The following is a 17,215-nucleotide window of genomic DNA, read 5'->3' as shown; positions in this document are numbered from 1 at the left end:
GTACCCAATCCTAAACGAAAAGAGTGTGGCAGTTTATGAAGCTTACTTTCTTGGGAACCGGAGCGGCCGAAGGCATTCCCTCGCCATTCTGCGATTGTGTCACATGTGAGCATGCGAGAGCTAACGGCGGGCGAAACATTCGCAGAAGGCAAAGCGTGATCGTCAATGATCATATGTTGATTGATCTCGGTCCGGATCTGTTTGCTTCCTGCGCCCATCTGGGACTTTCGTTATGTTCTATCGAAACGGTACTGATTACACACAGTCATTCGGATCATTTCGATCCGAACAATCTCAGGATGCGCGCCAAGGCGTTCCGGTTAGCTACCGAGCTTCCCGAGATCACGATGATCGCCGGTCCTTCGGTTTGGATGAAATGGGATGAAAGCGGAGGGAGCGACCAGCATTCGCAAATTCGCAGAGTTCCGATACTGCCGGGACGCCTGATACAGGCCTCCGGATATACGATCTGCTCCATCGAGGCCTCTCATCAATCGCGCATTGGCGATGCGATGAATTACATCATTAACGATGGCAAGGTGACGCTGTTATATGCTTCGGACAGCGGCCTATATACAGAGACGGTCTGGAAAGAGCTGGAGGGCTTCCGGTTCGATGGTGTAGTGCTGGAAGGGACGATTTGGGGCCACCCTTCGGGCAAAGAGCATCTGAATGAGAAGGATTTCGGAATGATGCTGGAGCGCATGCGCCAGATCGGAGCGGTGACGGATACGACGACGGTTATCGCGACTCACTTCTCCCATCAAGGCGGAGCCGGACCTCATGAGGAAATCGAAGCCAAGGCACAGCGCTTGGGCGCCTTATGCGCCTACGATGGATTAACGGTTCATATCGAGTCCGCCGAAGAGGTTTAAAATAAATGTAAAGTAGAACGTAGTTTAGTTTCTCTCTAAGATGGCTGCCGCCTTGGCAGCCATTTTTGTTGACTCCGCAAGCAACACACAGATGCTTTTCCAACAACCCGATAAATGCATCTGTTTCGCGCCGTAAGCCTCTTCAACTGCAGCGACATAACGGCTGGCTTATTTACCCGCTATTTTCCAATGAATGAACATAATTAATGGAATATGGGCAAACTAAAAAAAATCGATATCAAAAAATGTCAGCCGGCATACTATAAGTTTACTACTCTAATATATGGCGATAGAATTCAATCCGGACCATTATGGTTGGAATGCGAATGCCCATGTTAATTACATATATAGACCCGCGAATAAAAAGTAAGTCAAATTCCAACTTGACAGGTATGAATAGTTGTTATATAACTGGATACATCTGAATATACTTTTATCGCCTCGAATTTAAAAGTGGGAGTTGGTCAACGTGTTATGGACAATCGTTAATATTGTAATCATGCTTCTGCTTATCATCGGACTTTTTGTTATGCAAAGAAAGCATGTTTCTTTTTCCAAACGGGTATTCACCGGTTTGGGGATCGGGATTGTGTTTGGACTTGTGCTGCAATTTATTTACGGAGCCCAGTCTGAGGTGTTAAAGACCTCCCTGGCATGGTTTGATATCGTAGGGAGAGGGTACGTTAAATTTCTGCAGATGGTCGTCATGCCCCTCGTCTTTATTTCCATTCTGACGGCGTTTACGAAGATGAAGGTGACCAAAAATTTTGGGAAAATCGGACTCTTGATTATTGGAATTCTGGTCGGAACAACGGCTGTAGCCGCAGCCGTCGGGATTACTACCGCAACCGTATTCAACCTGGAGGGAATTCAAATTGAGGGCGGGGAAGCGGAAACTTCTCGCGGGGAGCAATTGGAGAACCGGCTGGGAGACCTTCAGAAAATGACCTTCCCGCAAAAGCTGCTTGAGCTGCTGCCGGAAAATCCGTTCCGAGATTTCACGGGGGCCCGGGCCACTTCAACGATCGCCGTAGTAGTGTTTGCGGCATTCATTGGCTTCGCGTTCCTGGGAGTCAGGCGAAAACAGCCGGAGCAGGCGGAGTTCTTCCAGAAAATTGTAGAAGCGCTCTATGCCATTATTATGCGAGTGGTTACCATTGTGCTGAGGCTCACTCCATATGGTGTTCTGGCGCTAATGACGAGAGTAACGGCGACTACGGATTATGAGGGAATCTGGAAGCTGGGCGAATTTGTCATCGCGTCGTATGTCGCTCTGATTGTCATGTTCCTTATTCATTTGCTGCTGCTGGCCGGTGCCAGGCTGAATCCGATTACTTATGTTAAGAAGGCAATTCCAGTGCTAACCTTTGCCTTCACATCCCGCACCAGTGCGGGAGCACTGCCTTTGAATGTGAAGACCCAAACCCATTCCTACGGAGTGTCTGAAGGTGTAGCCAACTTCGCCGGATCACTCGGATTATCGATCGGGCAGAATGGCTGTGCCGGGATTTATCCCGCCATGCTGGCTGTTATGATTGCGCCGACGGTCGGAGTCAACCCGTTAACGCCTTCCTTCATTATTACCTTAATTGCTGTAGTGGCTATCAGCTCTTTCGGTGTAGCGGGTGTAGGAGGAGGAGCGACCTTTGCCGCATTGCTCGTATTGTCTGCGATGGACCTCCCGGTTGCTCTGGCGGGACTGCTGATTTCTGTCGAGCCTCTGATCGACATGGGGCGTACGGCGTTAAATGTCAGCGGCAGTATGGTTGCCGGAATTCTTACCGGCAAGGCGACGAAGGAGTTGGATTTGAATATATATAACGATAACAGCAAGCAGCAGTTGGAGGCTTGATCCGGCATTTCAACTGAGCGGAAGGCTGAAAGTCTCTCCGGTTATCTGAAGCTTGGCTGATTATTGGCATCTTAAAATGTAGGTCCGCATGAATCATACATGCCGGGCCTACGCTTTAGGTTGGGTATTCTTTTGGCTGCTATCCCCTTTGTTCAGAAAATGCGTGTTGGTCCTGCACCCTCTTTTGTTGTCCTTCTGGCTGCTATCCCCTTCGCTCAGAATCATATATGCCCGGGTCTTGATCTCTTTCGGCGTCCTTATGGCTTTATCCCCTTTGTTCAGAAAGCGTGTCGGGCCTAGCCTCCTCTTTGGGTGTCCTTTATCTGTTATCCCTTCAGCTCAGAAATTCTCTGAGGGTTATGTTCGGGTTTATCGATTTGAACGCTTAATAAAATAGGTGAAATCAGGCCGATGGTACCGGGGCATCGTACCTTTCTGAGGCTAGCGTGAGTTTACGAATTATCAAAAAAATTTCCAGCAAAACCAACGACATTTTTACCAGGAAATTCAATTCGACCTTGCTCTGTCTGAACGGAGGGGATGGATTTTTTTGTATCTTCTGGAATGGAAGTGTATTACCCTACCAAAGTTCGCTCCACACTTTGTTTTTTGGAGCCGGAACAGAACTAAAAATCATTGTTTTTATGGGTATTTTTCCGTAAAAGGAGGAATTCCGCTTCTCAATGTCGAAGTGTTGTATTACCCTGCTTATACTCCGGAGGTGCGCCTTGGCTTCCATCATCAAAAAGAAAAAGAAAAATCAAGTGTATTACTACCTCGCTGAATCCGCACGTGTAAATGGAAAACCTCGTATTGTGCGTCAAAAATATTTGGGGCGTGCTGAGCAGATCGCCGCAGCGATGGAAGGCACTGCTGAACTCGATCAGCCCAAATTCAGTATTGTCCTCGAATTCGGCGCGGTCATGGCGCTGTACGATTTGGCCAAACGACTCGGAGTTGTAGACCTGATCAACACCGTCTCACCGAAACGCAATCAAGGTCTCAGCATCGGTGACTACATGCTTATTGCTGCCATTAACCGGGCGGTCGAGCCAACCAGCAAGCATCAGATCGCCGAATGGTTTTCGAAAACCAGCCTGGACCGCGTCATCCCGGCAAAATCATCAATGCTGTCCAGCCAGCGCTTCTGGGACAACATGAACTCCCTTTCCGAGGACGCCATTCGGCAATTCGAGGATGACTTTACGCGTAAGATCGTTCAGCAATACGGACTCAGTCTCGATTGTCTGATCTACGACACGACGAATTTCTTTACGTATGTCGATACACATTCATCAAGCACATTACCCCAACGCGGCCACAGCAAGGAAAAACGTTCCGATCTGAAAATTGTCGGGCTCGCCATGATGGTATCTCCCGATTTCAGCGTGCCGCTGTTTCACGAAACGTATGCCGGAAACGATCCGGACGCCAAGCAGTTTCGTTCGGTCATCGAGCGATTGAAGCAGCGTTGTCAAACCATTTGCGAAACGCCTCTCTCGCCTACGCTCGTATTTGACAAGGGAAACAATTCATCTGATCATATGAAGAAACTCCAGTCCGGCGAGATGAAGTTTCACGTCGTCGGCTCTCTCAAGCTTTCCCAATGCAAATCGTTACTCGAAGTCAGCAAAGAACAATTTGTGCCCGTGACCGGAACGAAATATAAAGGGGTTACGGCCTATCGAACCACGTATAACGTATACGATCAGGACATGACGGTGCTTGTCGTGTACAATCCGGAACTCGAAACCGGTCAGCTTCAAGGGATTCGGAAAAAACATCGAACAATGCACGGTCAAACTGCATAATCTTCAAAACGCTCTGCAAGCGCGAGAAAACGGCACTATCAAAAAGGACGCAAGCCGACGCTCGAATCCGTGCAGCGTCAAGTGGGATCAGATTCTCAAAAAGGAGTTGTTTGACGTGCAGATATCGAAAACGGAAACGGCGATCAGGCTGGATTTCTCGTTCCAAATGACACGTCTGGAATCCTTGCGCGAACGACAACTGGGAAAAACCGTGCTGTATACGCCCAGTATCACATCGAAGAAGCTTTCAAACAAATGAAAAATACCGATCATCTGGGCTTTCGCCCGATCTATCACTGGACGGATCAAAAAATAAAAGTCCATGCCTTTTACTGCGTGCTGGCTCTGCGATTGTGTTCACTGCTTAACCGCGAATTGTACAATCAGGGAATCGAACTTAGTGTGAATCGCATGCTCGACGTGTTGGGCGACATACAGCAAGTCATTACGGTCTATCCAAAGAAAGGCGACTCCAAGAAGAACAGGGAATCTTTCTCCCTAAGCAAATTAAGCCCTGAGGCCAAGAAGCTCATGGAAGCGCTTGGTCTGGATCAGTATCGACTTGGTAGGTAATACATTTTCGATGCTCAAATGTCTTGATACGTTTGGGCTCTCGGGTTTTGCCCACTCTTATTTCGTAAACTCATGCTAGGGGATAATAGTCCAAAGCCTCGATATAGGGATAAGTGGATTGACACCGGAAATAAACTTCCTTGCTCCATGGGCTGCTTTCACGAAAGTTCCAGTCTGCATACGAATCCTAGAAACGTTATTCGGGCAAAATGGAGCTTCTCCATTTTCTAACCACATAATAATCTTTAAGTTCATCAGCATTAAAACGGTATAAAAAGATTCTTATTGGCATGAAAAGCTACCTCTAATACCGGGTTATTCATCTTCAAAATGGCTCCATTATGAGGTAAGTTTCTTTAATATTTGAAATTTTTTTACGGCAATAGCGATTCTCAAGTTCGTTGGCGAAACTAAATCCGGACGGTCCGAGCAGCATTGAAGAATCGGTACCAATTAATTGATTTGTTTCCGTTTCGTTAACGCGAAGAAATAAAGGAATTGCCCGGACATTGCTTCATACAGATGGATGCACTTCGGGTTATCCGTGTTTTGTGCGCAGTACGATGGAGATAAAGCCATACCCTAGCCCGAACGTTAGGCCCGAAACCGCAAAAAGGGAATAAAACAATTGCGCCTCGGGAGACAGGAGGTTGCCTCCTCCGTTAAACAAGAAGATAAGTGCCGTAGGAACAATAAAAACCAGGGCACAGAACAAAGGATACAATAGCAGACCGAGAGACGGCTGCCTAAGCTTGATTTTGACCATTCTTTATAAGCCGCAAAGCCGGCAAAGTAGGATGCAATGAAGAGAATAAGGATGCATACCGATTTAAGAGCCTGCATTATGCCTCCCTCCTTGATTAAAGGTACGCCGGCCTTGCTTTTATAAGTTGCGTAAGTTGTTTGTATGAAATGCTTAAGCCCCGTCCGCCTCCTACCCTTTAATCCCGGTGAAGGTGATTCCCTGGATGAACGTCTTCTGCAGGAAGAAGAAGAGAAGGACGACCGGCATCGTCATCATCGTCGCAACAGCCATCATCAAGCCCCACTCGGTTCCTTTCTGATTCTGGAATTGCTGCAGCCCGAGTGACATGGTGTAGGAATGCTCATTCGTTAAATACAGCAGAGGGCCGAGGAAATCGGTCCAGCTGTTCATGAATTGGAACAGGCCGACGGCCAGCACGGCGGGCTTGGCCAGAGGCAGCATGATGTTCCAGTAGATGCGGAACTCTCCCGCCCCGTCGATGCGCGAAGCATCGAGCAAATCGTTCGGCAGTCCCAGGAAGAACTGGCGCAGCAGAAAGATGAAGAACGGGGCGCCGAAAAACAATGGAACGATCAACGGCAGCGGGGTCCCGACCCATCCGATTTTATTGAACAGGATAAACAGCGGAATCATGGTTACCTGCCCGGGAATCATCATGACGGCAACCGTTACGGCAAACAGCAGATTTTTCCCCTTCCATCTCAGCTTGGCAAAGCTGTAGGCGACCAGGGGGCAGGAGATGACCGCCCCCAAAGTGCTGAATACCGTAATGACGAGAGTATTTCTAAGATAAGTGAAAAAAGGGATGTAGTTCACGGCATCGATGTAATTCCTCCAGGTAAACGGTCTGGGAATCCATTCAGGGGGCCATGTATAGATCTGGGTCGGGGGTTTAAGGGAAGTGGAGACCAGCCAGATGAACGGAATGATAAAAAAGACGGAAGCCGCCAACAGTACCGCATGAGCCAATATCCGCTTCATACTCTTTGTCCTTAGGTTCATTCTTGAGCCCTCCTACTTGCCTTGATAATGAACCCACCGCTTCGAGGTGGCGAAAATCAGGGCGGTCAACGCCATAATCACGATAAACAATATCCAGGCCATGGCTGAAGCATAGCCCATCTTGAAATATTTAAAACCGTTGTCGTATAAGTGCATGACGTAGAACATCATGGAGTTGGCCGGCGTTCCTTGTCCTTTGGTTAACGTATAAGGCAAGGTGAACTGCTGGAATGCCCCGATGACACCCATGATCAAGTTGAAGAAGATGACCGGTGTCAACAGCGGGAGGGTGATCGTTCGAATCTTATGAAACCAGTTCGCTCCGTCGACGTCGGCCGCATCGTAGTATTCCTGAGGAATATCGTGCAGGCCGGCCAAATAAATGACGACCGATTGGCCAATCCCCCACAGCGACATCAGAATAAGGGACGGTTTGGACCAGGATTCGCTTCCGAGCCAGGCGGGCCCTTCGATGCCCAATGTATTCAGCATCCCGTTCACGAGGCCGAATTGGGGATTGAGCAGCCACATCCATAAGACGGCCAGAGCCACTTGCGGTACCAGGGTCGGGAGGAAATAGATCGTTCGGTAGACGGCCATGCCTTTGACTTTCATGTTTAAAAAGAGGGCGAGCGCCACCCCGAATATAATGCTAAGAGGAACGAAGAATACGGCAAAATAGATGGTGTTATAGACAGCCGCCCAAAACACATTGTCCTGAAAGAGCTGCCGGTAGTTTTGCCATCCGACGAATTCTCCTGGCTCCAGAATGCTGTAGGTGGTGAAGCTGAAATAGATGGAGGACAGTAGCGGGAAAGAGAAAAACAGCAGCAGCCCGATCAGCCAGGGCGTTGCGAACAGCCAACCATACAAGCTCTCCCTGCTCGCTGCCCGCTTGCGGGCAGACCGGCGAAGAGTTACAGTGCTGACATCCGTTTTCGGCATGGCGGTAGCCTCCTTCTCGGTTAAAGGTAGGAACGGCAAGGAAGTCTTTTCCCGTCCTCCGCATTACTTGTTGATTTCGTCGTTTACCTTTTTGCTGACGGCTTCCAGCAGCTCCTGCGGGGTGCCTTTTTCGTGGATGGCCATATCCCTGGCACGCGCCAGTTCGTTCCAGAGCAGCGACCCTGCGGAGATGACCGGACGGTGATGGGCATTGGGCAGGATGTCTTTAAAAGACTTCATAATCGGATCATCTTTATGTAATTCATCGTTCACGGACTTGATCGAGGCGAGGTTTCCGGTCGTCTCACTGTAGATTTTCTGTCCTTCCTTCCCGGCGGCGAACTTGATAAACTCCCAGGCGGCATCTTCATTCTTGGCACCCTTGGGAATAATGAAGCTCCAGCCTCCGGCCCAAGTGGTGAAGTTATCTCCGGTCGGGGTCGGGATCGGGGCTACCCCGTAATTGAGATCCGGCTTATACAGCTTGATTCCGGAAGTCCGCCAAGGCCCGCTCACAGTCATGCTGAGCTGCCCGGTGAGAAAAGGATTCTCGGCCGCCGAGCCAGCCGAATCGGTGAAGGCCGCAACATCTTCGATGTTATATTTTTTCGCGTAATCGACCATCCATTGCAGCGCTTCCACGATCTTCGGATCTTCGGCCGTCACCTTCCCCGTGTCCTTATCGTAGAAGTCCCCTCCGAAGGACCAGCCCCAGGTATAAATCCAGCCTTGATCATACCAGGGAATGAAGCCGATCCGTTCAAATCGCTTTCCGTCCTTTTTGGTTAATTTTTCTGCGGCCAGTTCCAGTTCTTCTATCGTTCTGGGAGGGTTTTCCGGATCGAGCCCTACTTCCTTGAACTGGTCTTTATTGTAATATAACAGGCGGGAATCGGTATCCATGGGCAGGCCATAGAGCCTGTCCTTGTAGGTGGCCTCGTCCTTGGCAAAGGGATAGTAGTCAAAGGAGTCGATGTTGTCCGCTGTTGCCCGGTCTGTCAGATCGGTCAGTGAACCGCGTGCCGCCCAGGAACCGATTTCGAAACGGTCAAAATAAGCGACATCCGGAGGGTTGCCTCCGGCAATGGCAGCGAGCAGCTTCTCGTTCTGCCCCTCTCCTTGCTGGGCAATGAAGGTGGCCTCCACTTTGATGTCGGGATTTTTCTCGTTGAAAGCCTTGATGATCTTATCCAGCCCTTCCTTCTCGGTATCCTTCGTTCCGTGCCAGAAGGAGATGGTCGTTATCTTGCCTTCCGGCTTCCCCGGAGCGGGGTCTCCGGGCTTATCCGCCTGGTTGGAGGAGCAAGCGGCCAGCGCCCCTGTGATCACCCATATCAAAGCTAATCCTCCTGCAACCCGTTTGCTGATCTTGTTCATGGAATTAACCTCCTGTTTTCTTGTAATCGCTAACATAAAACAGTGGAAATTCTGCCGATCCTGGAAGCGGGGTTCTAGAGATACGCGTTTCTCTAGCTTGGATATCAAGCCTCCTCATATATGCTGATATATTCTATATACTACTTTTCCATAAATAGTATGTCAACATATTAATTCGTATAGGAACTTGGATCTTAAATGGCAAATAACAATGGAAAGGCTGGATTATACAGTCGATCTTCCTTGCTTTAGATTCGGGAAAACATAAAAGCTGATTCCAATAGCAGCTTCTCTTCCAAAGGGGGAGAGGTGAAGAACGAATGGCGGGCAGTACCCGAGGATTTCCCGCCCCGGCTGATCGAAAATTCGCGCTCGTCGAAACATGCCGGGGCGGGAGGGGCGGTGGAATGTCACGGTCTGGCCTTAAATCCTCGTGGAGAGGGAGAATTTATTGCTTATTGACGATTTGGAAGTCTACTGTCGTATGCAGGGGGACGCTGATTCCATCCAGCTGGGCAATGAGATGCTTGACCGCCATTTCGCCAATCCTCTGCTCATCCTGACGGATATGGGTGAACAGAGGACGTCCCAAATGATCGTCCGCCGAATCGAAGCAGACGATCTCGTATTCGTCCAGCCGCTTGCCCATAGAATGCAGCACCTGTATAAGATACAGGGCGATGCTGAATTCTGCGGCGAAGAATGCCTTGACACCGGGGCGCTGCTCGATAAATTTCGTTAACAGCTCTTTATCCTGGCCGGCCTTGTTTTCGTGAAGATACATAGGAAGTGTGCTGGTGAGATTGGTCAGACAGTTCTCCGGATTAAATTTCAGCCCCTGCCTTGTAATGGCCATTGTGTATCCCTGCAGCCTTTCCTCAAGGGTGGAGGTGTTCTTTTCCGGCGGAGACAGGTAGGCGATCTCCTGATGACCTTTGTCGATCAGATAGGATGTCAGCTCTTGGGCGGCTCTCTGGTTATCGGTATATACAGCGCAGACGGGGATGCCTTTCCAATGCCGGTCGGCCAGCACGACAGGGAAGCCATCCAGCACAAGCCGCAGCAGCTCCGTGTTATAATGCTCGCCGTGGATCGGGATGACAATCAGGCCGTCTACGCCCAAATTGACCAGCAAACGGATGGCGCGCTGCTCTTCTTCGCGGCCTCCGCTTGTTTTTGTAATGAGCAGGTGGCATTTTTGTTCGGCGCATTTTTTCTCGATCGTACGCAGCAGTGTGGCCCCGTATTCGTCGGAGAAGCTGGGGGCGATGAATCCGATCATCCGCCAGCCGTCTTCAGTAGAAGTTTCCTGTCTGGGATGGGGGGCTTGTTTGTAAATCCAGTCGGGCAGCACATCGGCCACGAACGAACCTTTACCCCTTATCCGTTTGATGACCCCGTCCTGGCTTAATTTTTCCAATGCCTTCTTGGAGGTGATGCGGCTGACGTTGAACTGTTCCGCCAGCTCCTTCTCCGAGAGGACGCGGTCGCCGCTACTTAGGCGGCCGGCTTTGATTTCCTGCATTATATGAGTGTACAACTGTTCGTATAATGGAACATCCATAAGAACCCCCCTACTCCTCAAAGTTGGTATACCAAGTAGATGATTTGCATTCTATATTATAGCAGAAAAGGATGGGATATTATCGACAACCGGTTGGATTCACGAAGACAGTAACAGCGGTGCGGCCCATCCGTTGTACTAAACGAGAAAAACAGCGCGGCCGTTCACTGACGGTCACGCTGCCCTTCTGCCCTGAATGGTATTCTGCCTAAAGCTTGGCCATTACTTCCTCGTCCATGTCAAAATTGGAGTGCACGTCCTGGACATCATCGTTGTCCTCCAGCGCCTCCATCAATTTCATCATCTTGATCGCATCTTCTTCCTCCAAATTGACGGTGGTGGCCGGAATCAGGCTTAGCTCCGCTTGCTGGAACCGGTAGCCATTACCTTCCAGCGCCTGTTTGACGCTGTCAAAGTCTTCGGGTGCCGTCGTAATCTCGGCGATTCCGTCCTCCACGCGGACGTCTTCGGCCCCCGCTTCCAGCGCCTCCATCAGGAGGGTATCTTCGTCTGGACCGCCATCCTCGATTGGAAGGGTGAGAACTCCTTTGCGGCTGAATAAATAAGAGACGCAGCCGCTCTCTCCCAGGTTGCCGCCATATTTGGAGAAGATATGACGGACATCCGCCGCCGTCCGATTTCGGTTATCGGTCAGGCATTCGACCATGACGGCCACGCCCGCCGGTCCATAGCCTTCATAAATAATTTCTTCATAAGTTATGCCTTCCATATTTCCGGAAGCCTTCTTGATCGTATTTTCTATGTTGCTGTTAGGCATATTATTTTGTCTTGCTTTCTGCAGAGCGGTCTTGAGGCGAAGGTTCGTATTCGGATCGTCCCCGCCGCTGCGGATCGCCGCATATATTTCTTTGGAGATTTTAGTGAAAACTTTCCCGCGGAGGGCATCTTGTCTTCCTTTGCGATGCTGTATGTTTTTCCATTTGGAATGTCCGGCCATCGTTGGGTGGCTCCTTTCCTTATTTCAATAGAACATTTCTACTAATTATCGTATCTAACCCGGGCCGGAAACGCAAGAAACAACTTGATGACCATCAAGGATTTCTCCGATTGGCAAGTCTCGCTTTCTAGGGGTATGGGGTAGGGGAATCTAGGGACGGAGGACGCCCTATCTTTCACTGTTTAAGCGGTTTTGTAGTAGAGATTAAACAGGCTCTGTCATTACCAAGAAGGTCGTTCATACCAATTAATAGATCTAAAGACCTGTTCTAGTGAAGGAAAAAAGTTCTATTTTTGCGCGGAAAGAAGGAATTGCCTGCCATGCGTCGAAAAAAATCGAAACTGCAGGATCCATATGAAAAAGAGAAGCATTGTCAGCAGCATCAGCGGATTCTGCGATCAATTTTAACTTAAATGGAGGGTAAACAAATTAATGGATGTCTCTTGGACAAAGTGCAAAAATGTACTCTTCTCGGCAGTTCTATCCGTGGGAGTGCTGTTGGGAGGAACACTTCTTCCTGCAGATCGCGCCTACGCGGATGACTTCATCGATGAAATCGATGGCATGTACCAACGCTTATATGAGCACTACAGCAATCAGTATAAGGATGATTATAATCGAGCAAGCAAAGAATATGATTGGCTTATCGCCATCACTTCGGGTGAGCGGGAACGGCTGGAGCAGGCAGCCGATGCGGATTTGAGGTATTTATTGGATTTGTTCAATGAAGATTTCAAGCAGTTGGATGATAAATACGGGAACCAGCGGGATTACCGCGATAAGCTGACCGAATACCGGAGAGCCATTAACCCTGATTATTCCAGCGGACCTATGTGGGAGTACAATAAGGAGATCAATAAAAATTATTCCTCCAGGTCCCATTGGAAACTGAAGAACGAAATCAATCCCGATTACAGCTTCAGTACGATGTGGAACTATCGCAACACGACCAATCCGAATTATTCTTCGAGTACGATGTGGAACTACCGGAACGATATGAACCCGAACTATTCCTCCGGTCTAATGTGGGAGCTTAAGAATGAAAGCAACCCACATTATTCCTCCGGTACGATGTGGAACTACAGACAAGGAAATCTGACTTTGGCGGATGCCCGCAAGAAGATGGACGAGATTCTGACCAAGGGAGCGGAGGAGCTACAAGAGGCGCGCGACAAGGCGATGACTGACGTAACGAAAACCCGTAAAAAAACGGTCGATACCCTGTTTGAACTCCGAGATGAAACCCTTGACATCTTCCAGTCGACACGAGCGAAATCGCTTAAGGAAATCCTTTCTATACGGGAAAGGCATTTTGGCGGCTCCTTGGATGTGAAACCGCTGGTGATCGGCTTCGATCCAATCAAAGTGCTGATCGATAAGAAATTACTCTCGTTTGAACAGCCGCCTGTTCTTATTGACGGAAATACACTGGTGCCGATGAGAGCGATTTTTGAACAGCTCGGTGCGAAAATCGAATGGAATCAAGAAGAGTACTCCGTAACGGCTACCAAAGGAAATACGACGATCTATTTAAAAATCGGGGACAAGCAGGCCAAGCGGAATGGGGAAACGATAAACCTGGAAGTGCCGGCCCAACTGGTCCAATCCAACACCATGGTTCCGGTCCGTTTCATCAGCGAGTCGCTGGGTGCTCACGTGGAATGGGACGATATGACGAAGACGGTCGTTATCGAAACGAAATAAATTTCAGCAGCTTCAGATGCAGTATACTTTCAGGACACCTGCTCAAATACGGGCAGGTGTTTTTTCGCTTCATGTCCCTTGCCGGCTTTATTGAAAAACAATGACTGCCTGCCTTGCCTCTCCAATGCGTTTAAAAAAAACGAGTGAAATTTTATTCTATAAGAGTCTTGTCAGAAGGGAGAAACTATTTTAGAATGACACTTAATCAAATTGATTTATTAATATTATGATTGATAAGGGCTTCCTCGTCCGGATTTCGAAAATTCCTTGAAAAAAACGGCTTGAGGGATAGAGTTATTCACTCTAACCGGCATATTTTCGTGTTCAACGCTGCGGGTCTCCGAAGTCGTTTCGCAGGGACATTTTCAGGGCAAAGCGAAGGAAAGCTTCTTCGGCTATGAAGCCTATATTTTGCACTCATTGCACAAGGAGAAAAACTAGTTCATCGAAGAAAGGAATCAGTATAACTTGGTCATTGTTATCAGCTTGCTAGGAGTGTTGGCCGGCATTCCGCTTATCTACTTTATTTGGATTCATGCAGGAAGATGGACGCCGCGGGAAGCAGATGCTCTCGTCGTGCTGGGCTACAAGTGTGTAAATGGGCAGATAGACCCTATTCTTGCCGAAAGGCTGGATACGGCATTGGACTTATGGAACCGATTCCGGTATCGTTATGTAGTGCTATCCGGAGGAGCCGTAGTCTCCGAACGGACAGAAGCCGCGATTATGCGGGACTACCTTATTTCCAAAGGAGTGGATGCCAAGCGGATATTGCTGGAGGAGTACTCCCGGAATACAGTGCATAATATCGTGAATTGTACTCTGTTGATGAGAAGGCATCATTTGAAAACCTGCCTTTATGTCTCTAATTCGTTTCATCTTAGACGCATGAGATACATAGCCCGGCGGCTGAATATTCCGGCGAACTTCTACGGAAGCCGGAAGCTGCCGTCGATCAGACGGCAATGGAAGCTGACTTTCCTGGAAATCCGGGCATTCCGACTAACCCTTCCCTGGTTGCATAAGGCTGCCAATTGGGAACAAAATGGATGGATGGGAAATACCAATTCCCGATCCGCATCCGGTTAACCATTGAGAGTGATTGACAACAGACAGGGCGCAAGGAAGAATAAAGCAAAAGGGTTTATGAAGGATGTCAATCCAGTTTTCCAGGAAAGGAAAGGTTGATATGCAGACGAATAAGAGCAAGACGGCTAGCAGCAAGCTGCTAAAATCGATCAATCAGCAAAGAGTGCTGCGTCTCATTTTCACCGAAGGCCCTATTACCAGGGTGGAATTAGCAGAGAAAACGGGATTAACCCAGCAAACGATCACCAATATCGTAAACCGGCTGCTGCAGGACGATGTACTTCAGGAGTTGAATCCGGTTGCCAGCAATGGAGGGCGCAAACCGGTGCCGCTTATGGTGAAAAGCGAAAATCTCTACGCCATTGGGGTAGAGATAGCGGTCCGATATGTCCGCGGGACGCTAATGGATTTCCGCCGCCGTCCGGTTAAAGAGATTGTCGTCGATGTTCCGGTCTACAACAACGATGAGCATCCCGTCCTCTATATCCGGCAAGTCGTGGATGAGCTGCTGGGGCATGTGACCCACCGTAATCAGTTGAAGGGGATAGGCTGCAGTATTCAGGGGCTCGTGGACTCCAAACGGGGCGTAGTGATTTATTCGCCCGGACTGAGATGGAGGCAGTTTCCTCTTCAGGAACGTCTGGAAGCTGCTTATGGTCTGCCCGTGTATCTGGAGAACGATGCCAACCTGCTCGCGCTCGTTGAGAATCTCAACGGCCGGCTGGCGGACTCCCCCAATAACCTGACGATTAAATTGGATTACGGGATCGGAGGAGCAATTGTCGCCAACGGGCAGCTATTGGCCGGAATGAGGCACGTCGCCGGGGAATTCGGTCATTATAAAGCCTTCGACGGAGAGGATGCCCGCCAATGCCACTGCGGGGCCAAAGGCTGCTTGACCACTTTCGCATCGTCCAGCGGGTTGAAGCGCAACGGCGGCTACACGCCGGAAGAGCTTAAGCAGGCGCTCGAGGCGGACGAGCCGGAGGCTGTAAGGCTGTTTGGCAAAGTTGAAGCGGCGGTCGGCCGGGCGATTGGCAACGTCATCACGATCCTGAACCCGAATCATGTGCTGCTGACCGGCAAAATGATCGATGTATTAGGGGAGTGGCTGATCCCTGCTCTAAACCGGCGGATTATGGAGACGGTTCCAGAGTCCTGCCGGGAGGTAGAGCTTGTCTATCTGCCCCGGACGCCGGATGAATCCAGCTCGGCGGTCGGTCTGGTCATGAATCATTTTTTTGACGTGCCTCTGGACAAATTTTCAATCTAATTGCTTATGTAGTAAAGCTGTACAATTCTATACTAACTCTCATTAGAAATACAAAGATTTCATGGGTAAACGCGCCTGTCCCAAGGACGGCGATAGCCGTTTATCCTTGACTCAATGAAAGGGGAAGATGATGGTTATGGCCAATTATCGGCTGCTAGCCCTCGACTTGGACGGTACACTGCTTACGGAGGATAAACGGATAACAGCGGAAGCGAGGGAGTGGATTCAGCGGGCGAGGGACGCCGGAGTGACGGTTATTTTTGCCACGGGCCGTGGAGTCCAGACTACGAAAGCGTTCTGGGAAGAGCTCAGGCTGGATGCCCCCATGGTTCTTCTTAACGGAGCCGAGATTTGGCGAAGACCCGGCGAGTTGGTTGAGCGTCATTACTTGTCCAAGGAGGATATTCACCGGCTGCATTCCCTGGCTGTGGAAGCCGGCGCCGGCTACTGGGGATACAGCGTGGAAAGCTTGACGGGCAAGAAGGACTGGACGGATGAAATGTTCGAACGAGGCTGGATGAAGTTCGGGATTCGGCATGATGACCTCGAGGTGATGCAGCAGCTGAGGGAAACTGTTGAGGGCTGGGGTACATTGGAAGTTACCCGTTCCGCTCCGGTGAATATGGAAATTTCCTGCAAAGGGATTACCAAGGAGAGCGGCGTTCGCAAGGTGTGTGAGTTGCTCGGTATAGGCATGGAGGAAGTCATGGCCGTTGGTGATAATATGAACGATTTTCGCCTTATTCGTTCGGCGGGAATGGGAGTTGCGATGGGCAATGCCGATGAGAAGCTGAAGCAGGCGGCGGATGGCAGCACCGGAACGAATGAAGAAAACGGGGTAGCTCAGGCAATTCAACGTTACTTGTTAGGGGACGAACAAGAGAGAAAGTTTGCTTAAGAACTCAACTTTCGCAGACTGAAATCGCCAAATAACCTTTGAAATCAATAGGCCATCTTTCTATTTAATTTCCGGCTTTACGCTGAACCGAATCAGTGATTCCTCTCCTGCTTTTATGACGGTTTCGCCGATCCAATCGCTGTAAGACGACAGCCCGTTTGAGAATAACTGATATTCTACGTAGCAAATAGAACCGTTTACCTGGTTATGTCTCGATAATCTGACGGTGCCGCTTGACGGTACCGGTGACGCTTTTCTTACTTGGGCGTCTACCTTGAAAATCCGTCTATTTTCATTTTCTGCTTGTGCCGTGCAAGCAGTCTACTCGCAGAATGGCGCGTCTAACTGGATTTCATACAGTTAGTTTGCTCTGCGGAGCCAAAAGACGGAAGCTAAGTGGAAAAACTACAGCTAGTTTGGACAAAAAAGGCGATTTCAGCAAAAAGCCTTGATTCTAAATGTAGTTTTTCCATTTACTTTAATCACTTTCCACCATTCGCTTGAATTTACCTACATAAAATACAGTTA

Annotated in this window: 15 protein-coding genes; 10 read left to right on the top strand and 5 right to left on the bottom strand. The window is 49.3% G+C overall.

Annotated features, from left to right (window positions below; translation table 11 throughout):
* Positions 1-35: 35 nt before the first annotated feature.
* From ACTHRH_RS08430 to ACTHRH_RS08410, 5 genes are all read left to right on the top strand, one after another.
* A complete protein-coding gene (locus ACTHRH_RS08430) occupies positions 36-875 on the top strand; it encodes an MBL fold metallo-hydrolase (protein ID WP_150960084.1) in 840 nt (279 codons plus the stop codon).
* A gap of 499 nt (positions 876-1,374) precedes the next feature.
* Entirely contained in the window at positions 1,375-2,727 is a 1,353-nt protein-coding gene (locus ACTHRH_RS08425; RefSeq protein ID WP_440415144.1) for an L-cystine transporter, read from the top strand.
* A gap of 728 nt (positions 2,728-3,455) precedes the next feature.
* Positions 3,456-4,538 (top strand): IS1634 family transposase, encoded by a 1,083-nt coding sequence (locus ACTHRH_RS08420; protein ID WP_440415026.1) that lies wholly within the window; start codon positions 3,456-3,458, stop codon positions 4,536-4,538.
* A gap of 115 nt (positions 4,539-4,653) precedes the next feature.
* The gene (locus tag ACTHRH_RS08415; protein ID WP_440415024.1) at positions 4,654-4,797 is read left to right on the top strand and encodes a hypothetical protein; all 144 of its coding nucleotides are present in this window, start codon (positions 4,654-4,656) and stop codon (positions 4,795-4,797) included.
* On the top strand, positions 4,794-5,111 hold the full coding sequence (locus tag ACTHRH_RS08410) for a hypothetical protein (RefSeq protein ID WP_440415022.1): 318 nt from the start codon (positions 4,794-4,796) through the stop codon (positions 5,109-5,111). Before ACTHRH_RS08415 ends, ACTHRH_RS08410 begins: the two co-directional genes overlap by 4 nt.
* 934 nt (positions 5,112-6,045) lie before the next feature.
* Here the strand turns inward: ACTHRH_RS08410 and ACTHRH_RS08405 are convergent.
* The 3 genes from ACTHRH_RS08405 to ACTHRH_RS08395 all read right to left on the bottom strand — a co-directional run bounded on the left by ACTHRH_RS08405 (position 6,046) and on the right by ACTHRH_RS08395 (position 9,201).
* Positions 6,046-6,879 carry a carbohydrate ABC transporter permease gene (locus tag ACTHRH_RS08405; RefSeq protein ID WP_440415020.1) on the bottom strand — a complete coding sequence of 278 codons (834 nt, stop codon included), beginning with the start codon at positions 6,877-6,879 and terminating at the stop codon, positions 6,046-6,048.
* Positions 6,880-6,891: 12 nt separating this feature from the next.
* On the bottom strand, positions 6,892-7,824 hold the full coding sequence (locus ACTHRH_RS08400; RefSeq protein ID WP_440415018.1) for a carbohydrate ABC transporter permease: 933 nt from the start codon (positions 7,822-7,824) through the stop codon (positions 6,892-6,894).
* A 63-nt stretch (positions 7,825-7,887) separates the two neighbouring features.
* The gene (locus ACTHRH_RS08395) at positions 7,888-9,201 is read right to left on the bottom strand and encodes an ABC transporter substrate-binding protein (protein WP_440415016.1); all 1,314 of its coding nucleotides are present in this window, start codon (positions 9,199-9,201) and stop codon (positions 7,888-7,890) included.
* A gap of 309 nt (positions 9,202-9,510) precedes the next feature.
* Here ACTHRH_RS08395 and ACTHRH_RS08390 point away from each other — a divergent pair, with 309 nt between their 5' ends.
* On the top strand, positions 9,511-9,663 hold the full coding sequence (locus ACTHRH_RS08390; protein WP_440415014.1) for a hypothetical protein: 153 nt from the start codon (positions 9,511-9,513) through the stop codon (positions 9,661-9,663).
* On the opposite strand, the gene ACTHRH_RS08385 is transcribed toward ACTHRH_RS08390, so the two are convergent.
* Both ACTHRH_RS08385 and ACTHRH_RS08380 read right to left on the bottom strand, forming a co-directional pair.
* On the bottom strand, positions 9,650-10,765 hold the full coding sequence (locus ACTHRH_RS08385) for a GntR family transcriptional regulator (RefSeq protein WP_440415012.1): 1,116 nt from the start codon (positions 10,763-10,765) through the stop codon (positions 9,650-9,652). The two genes, ACTHRH_RS08390 and ACTHRH_RS08385, sit on opposite strands and share 14 nt — an antisense overlap.
* 208 nt (positions 10,766-10,973) lie before the next feature.
* On the bottom strand, positions 10,974-11,723 hold the full coding sequence (locus ACTHRH_RS08380; RefSeq protein WP_440415010.1) for a YebC/PmpR family DNA-binding transcriptional regulator: 750 nt from the start codon (positions 11,721-11,723) through the stop codon (positions 10,974-10,976).
* A gap of 432 nt (positions 11,724-12,155) precedes the next feature.
* Here ACTHRH_RS08380 and ACTHRH_RS08375 point away from each other — a divergent pair, with 432 nt between their 5' ends.
* The 4 genes from ACTHRH_RS08375 to ACTHRH_RS08360 all read left to right on the top strand — a co-directional run bounded on the left by ACTHRH_RS08375 (position 12,156) and on the right by ACTHRH_RS08360 (position 16,687).
* Entirely contained in the window at positions 12,156-13,427 is a 1,272-nt protein-coding gene (locus ACTHRH_RS08375; RefSeq protein ID WP_440415008.1) for a copper amine oxidase N-terminal domain-containing protein, read from the top strand.
* Between the two features lie 468 nt (positions 13,428-13,895).
* The gene (locus tag ACTHRH_RS08370) at positions 13,896-14,516 is read left to right on the top strand and encodes a YdcF family protein (RefSeq protein WP_440415006.1); all 621 of its coding nucleotides are present in this window, start codon (positions 13,896-13,898) and stop codon (positions 14,514-14,516) included.
* A gap of 100 nt (positions 14,517-14,616) precedes the next feature.
* Positions 14,617-15,789, top strand: a complete 1,173-nt coding sequence (locus ACTHRH_RS08365) for an ROK family protein (RefSeq protein WP_440415004.1) — start codon at positions 14,617-14,619, stop codon at positions 15,787-15,789.
* A 136-nt stretch (positions 15,790-15,925) separates the two neighbouring features.
* Positions 15,926-16,687, top strand: a complete 762-nt coding sequence (locus ACTHRH_RS08360; RefSeq protein WP_150960080.1) for a Cof-type HAD-IIB family hydrolase — start codon at positions 15,926-15,928, stop codon at positions 16,685-16,687.
* Positions 16,688-17,215: the final 528 nt, after the last annotated feature.

Source organism: Paenibacillus sp. SAFN-117, from assembly GCF_051966115.1.
Classification (GTDB): Bacteria; Bacillota; Bacilli; order Paenibacillales; family NBRC-103111; genus Paenibacillus_L; species Paenibacillus_L residui.
Note: the sequence above shows the minus strand (reverse complement) of the source record. Positions and strands in the feature narration are given on the sequence as shown.

What these genes read in the sequence shown, in the direction of transcription:
- ACTHRH_RS08430 (WP_150960084.1), top strand. Translation starts at nt 36, where the DNA reads ATGAAGCTTACTTTCTTGGGAACCGGAGCGGCCGAAGGCATTCCCTCG.
- ACTHRH_RS08425 (WP_440415144.1), top strand. Translation starts at nt 1,375, where the DNA reads ATGCTTCTGCTTATCATCGGACTTTTTGTTATGCAAAGAAAGCATGTT.
- ACTHRH_RS08410 (WP_440415022.1), top strand. Translation starts at nt 4,794, where the DNA reads ATGAAAAATACCGATCATCTGGGCTTTCGCCCGATCTATCACTGGACG.
- ACTHRH_RS08405 (WP_440415020.1), bottom strand. Translation starts at nt 6,879, where the DNA reads ATGAACCTAAGGACAAAGAGTATGAAGCGGATATTGGCTCATGCGGTA.
- ACTHRH_RS08400 (WP_440415018.1), bottom strand. Translation starts at nt 7,824, where the DNA reads ATGCCGAAAACGGATGTCAGCACTGTAACTCTTCGCCGGTCTGCCCGC.
- ACTHRH_RS08395 (WP_440415016.1), bottom strand. Translation starts at nt 9,201, where the DNA reads ATGAACAAGATCAGCAAACGGGTTGCAGGAGGATTAGCTTTGATATGG.
- ACTHRH_RS08385 (WP_440415012.1), bottom strand. Translation starts at nt 10,765, where the DNA reads ATGGATGTTCCATTATACGAACAGTTGTACACTCATATAATGCAGGAA.
- ACTHRH_RS08380 (WP_440415010.1), bottom strand. Translation starts at nt 11,723, where the DNA reads ATGGCCGGACATTCCAAATGGAAAAACATACAGCATCGCAAAGGAAGA.
- ACTHRH_RS08375 (WP_440415008.1), top strand. Translation starts at nt 12,156, where the DNA reads ATGGATGTCTCTTGGACAAAGTGCAAAAATGTACTCTTCTCGGCAGTT.
- ACTHRH_RS08365 (WP_440415004.1), top strand. Translation starts at nt 14,617, where the DNA reads ATGCAGACGAATAAGAGCAAGACGGCTAGCAGCAAGCTGCTAAAATCG.
- ACTHRH_RS08360 (WP_150960080.1), top strand. Translation starts at nt 15,926, where the DNA reads ATGGCCAATTATCGGCTGCTAGCCCTCGACTTGGACGGTACACTGCTT.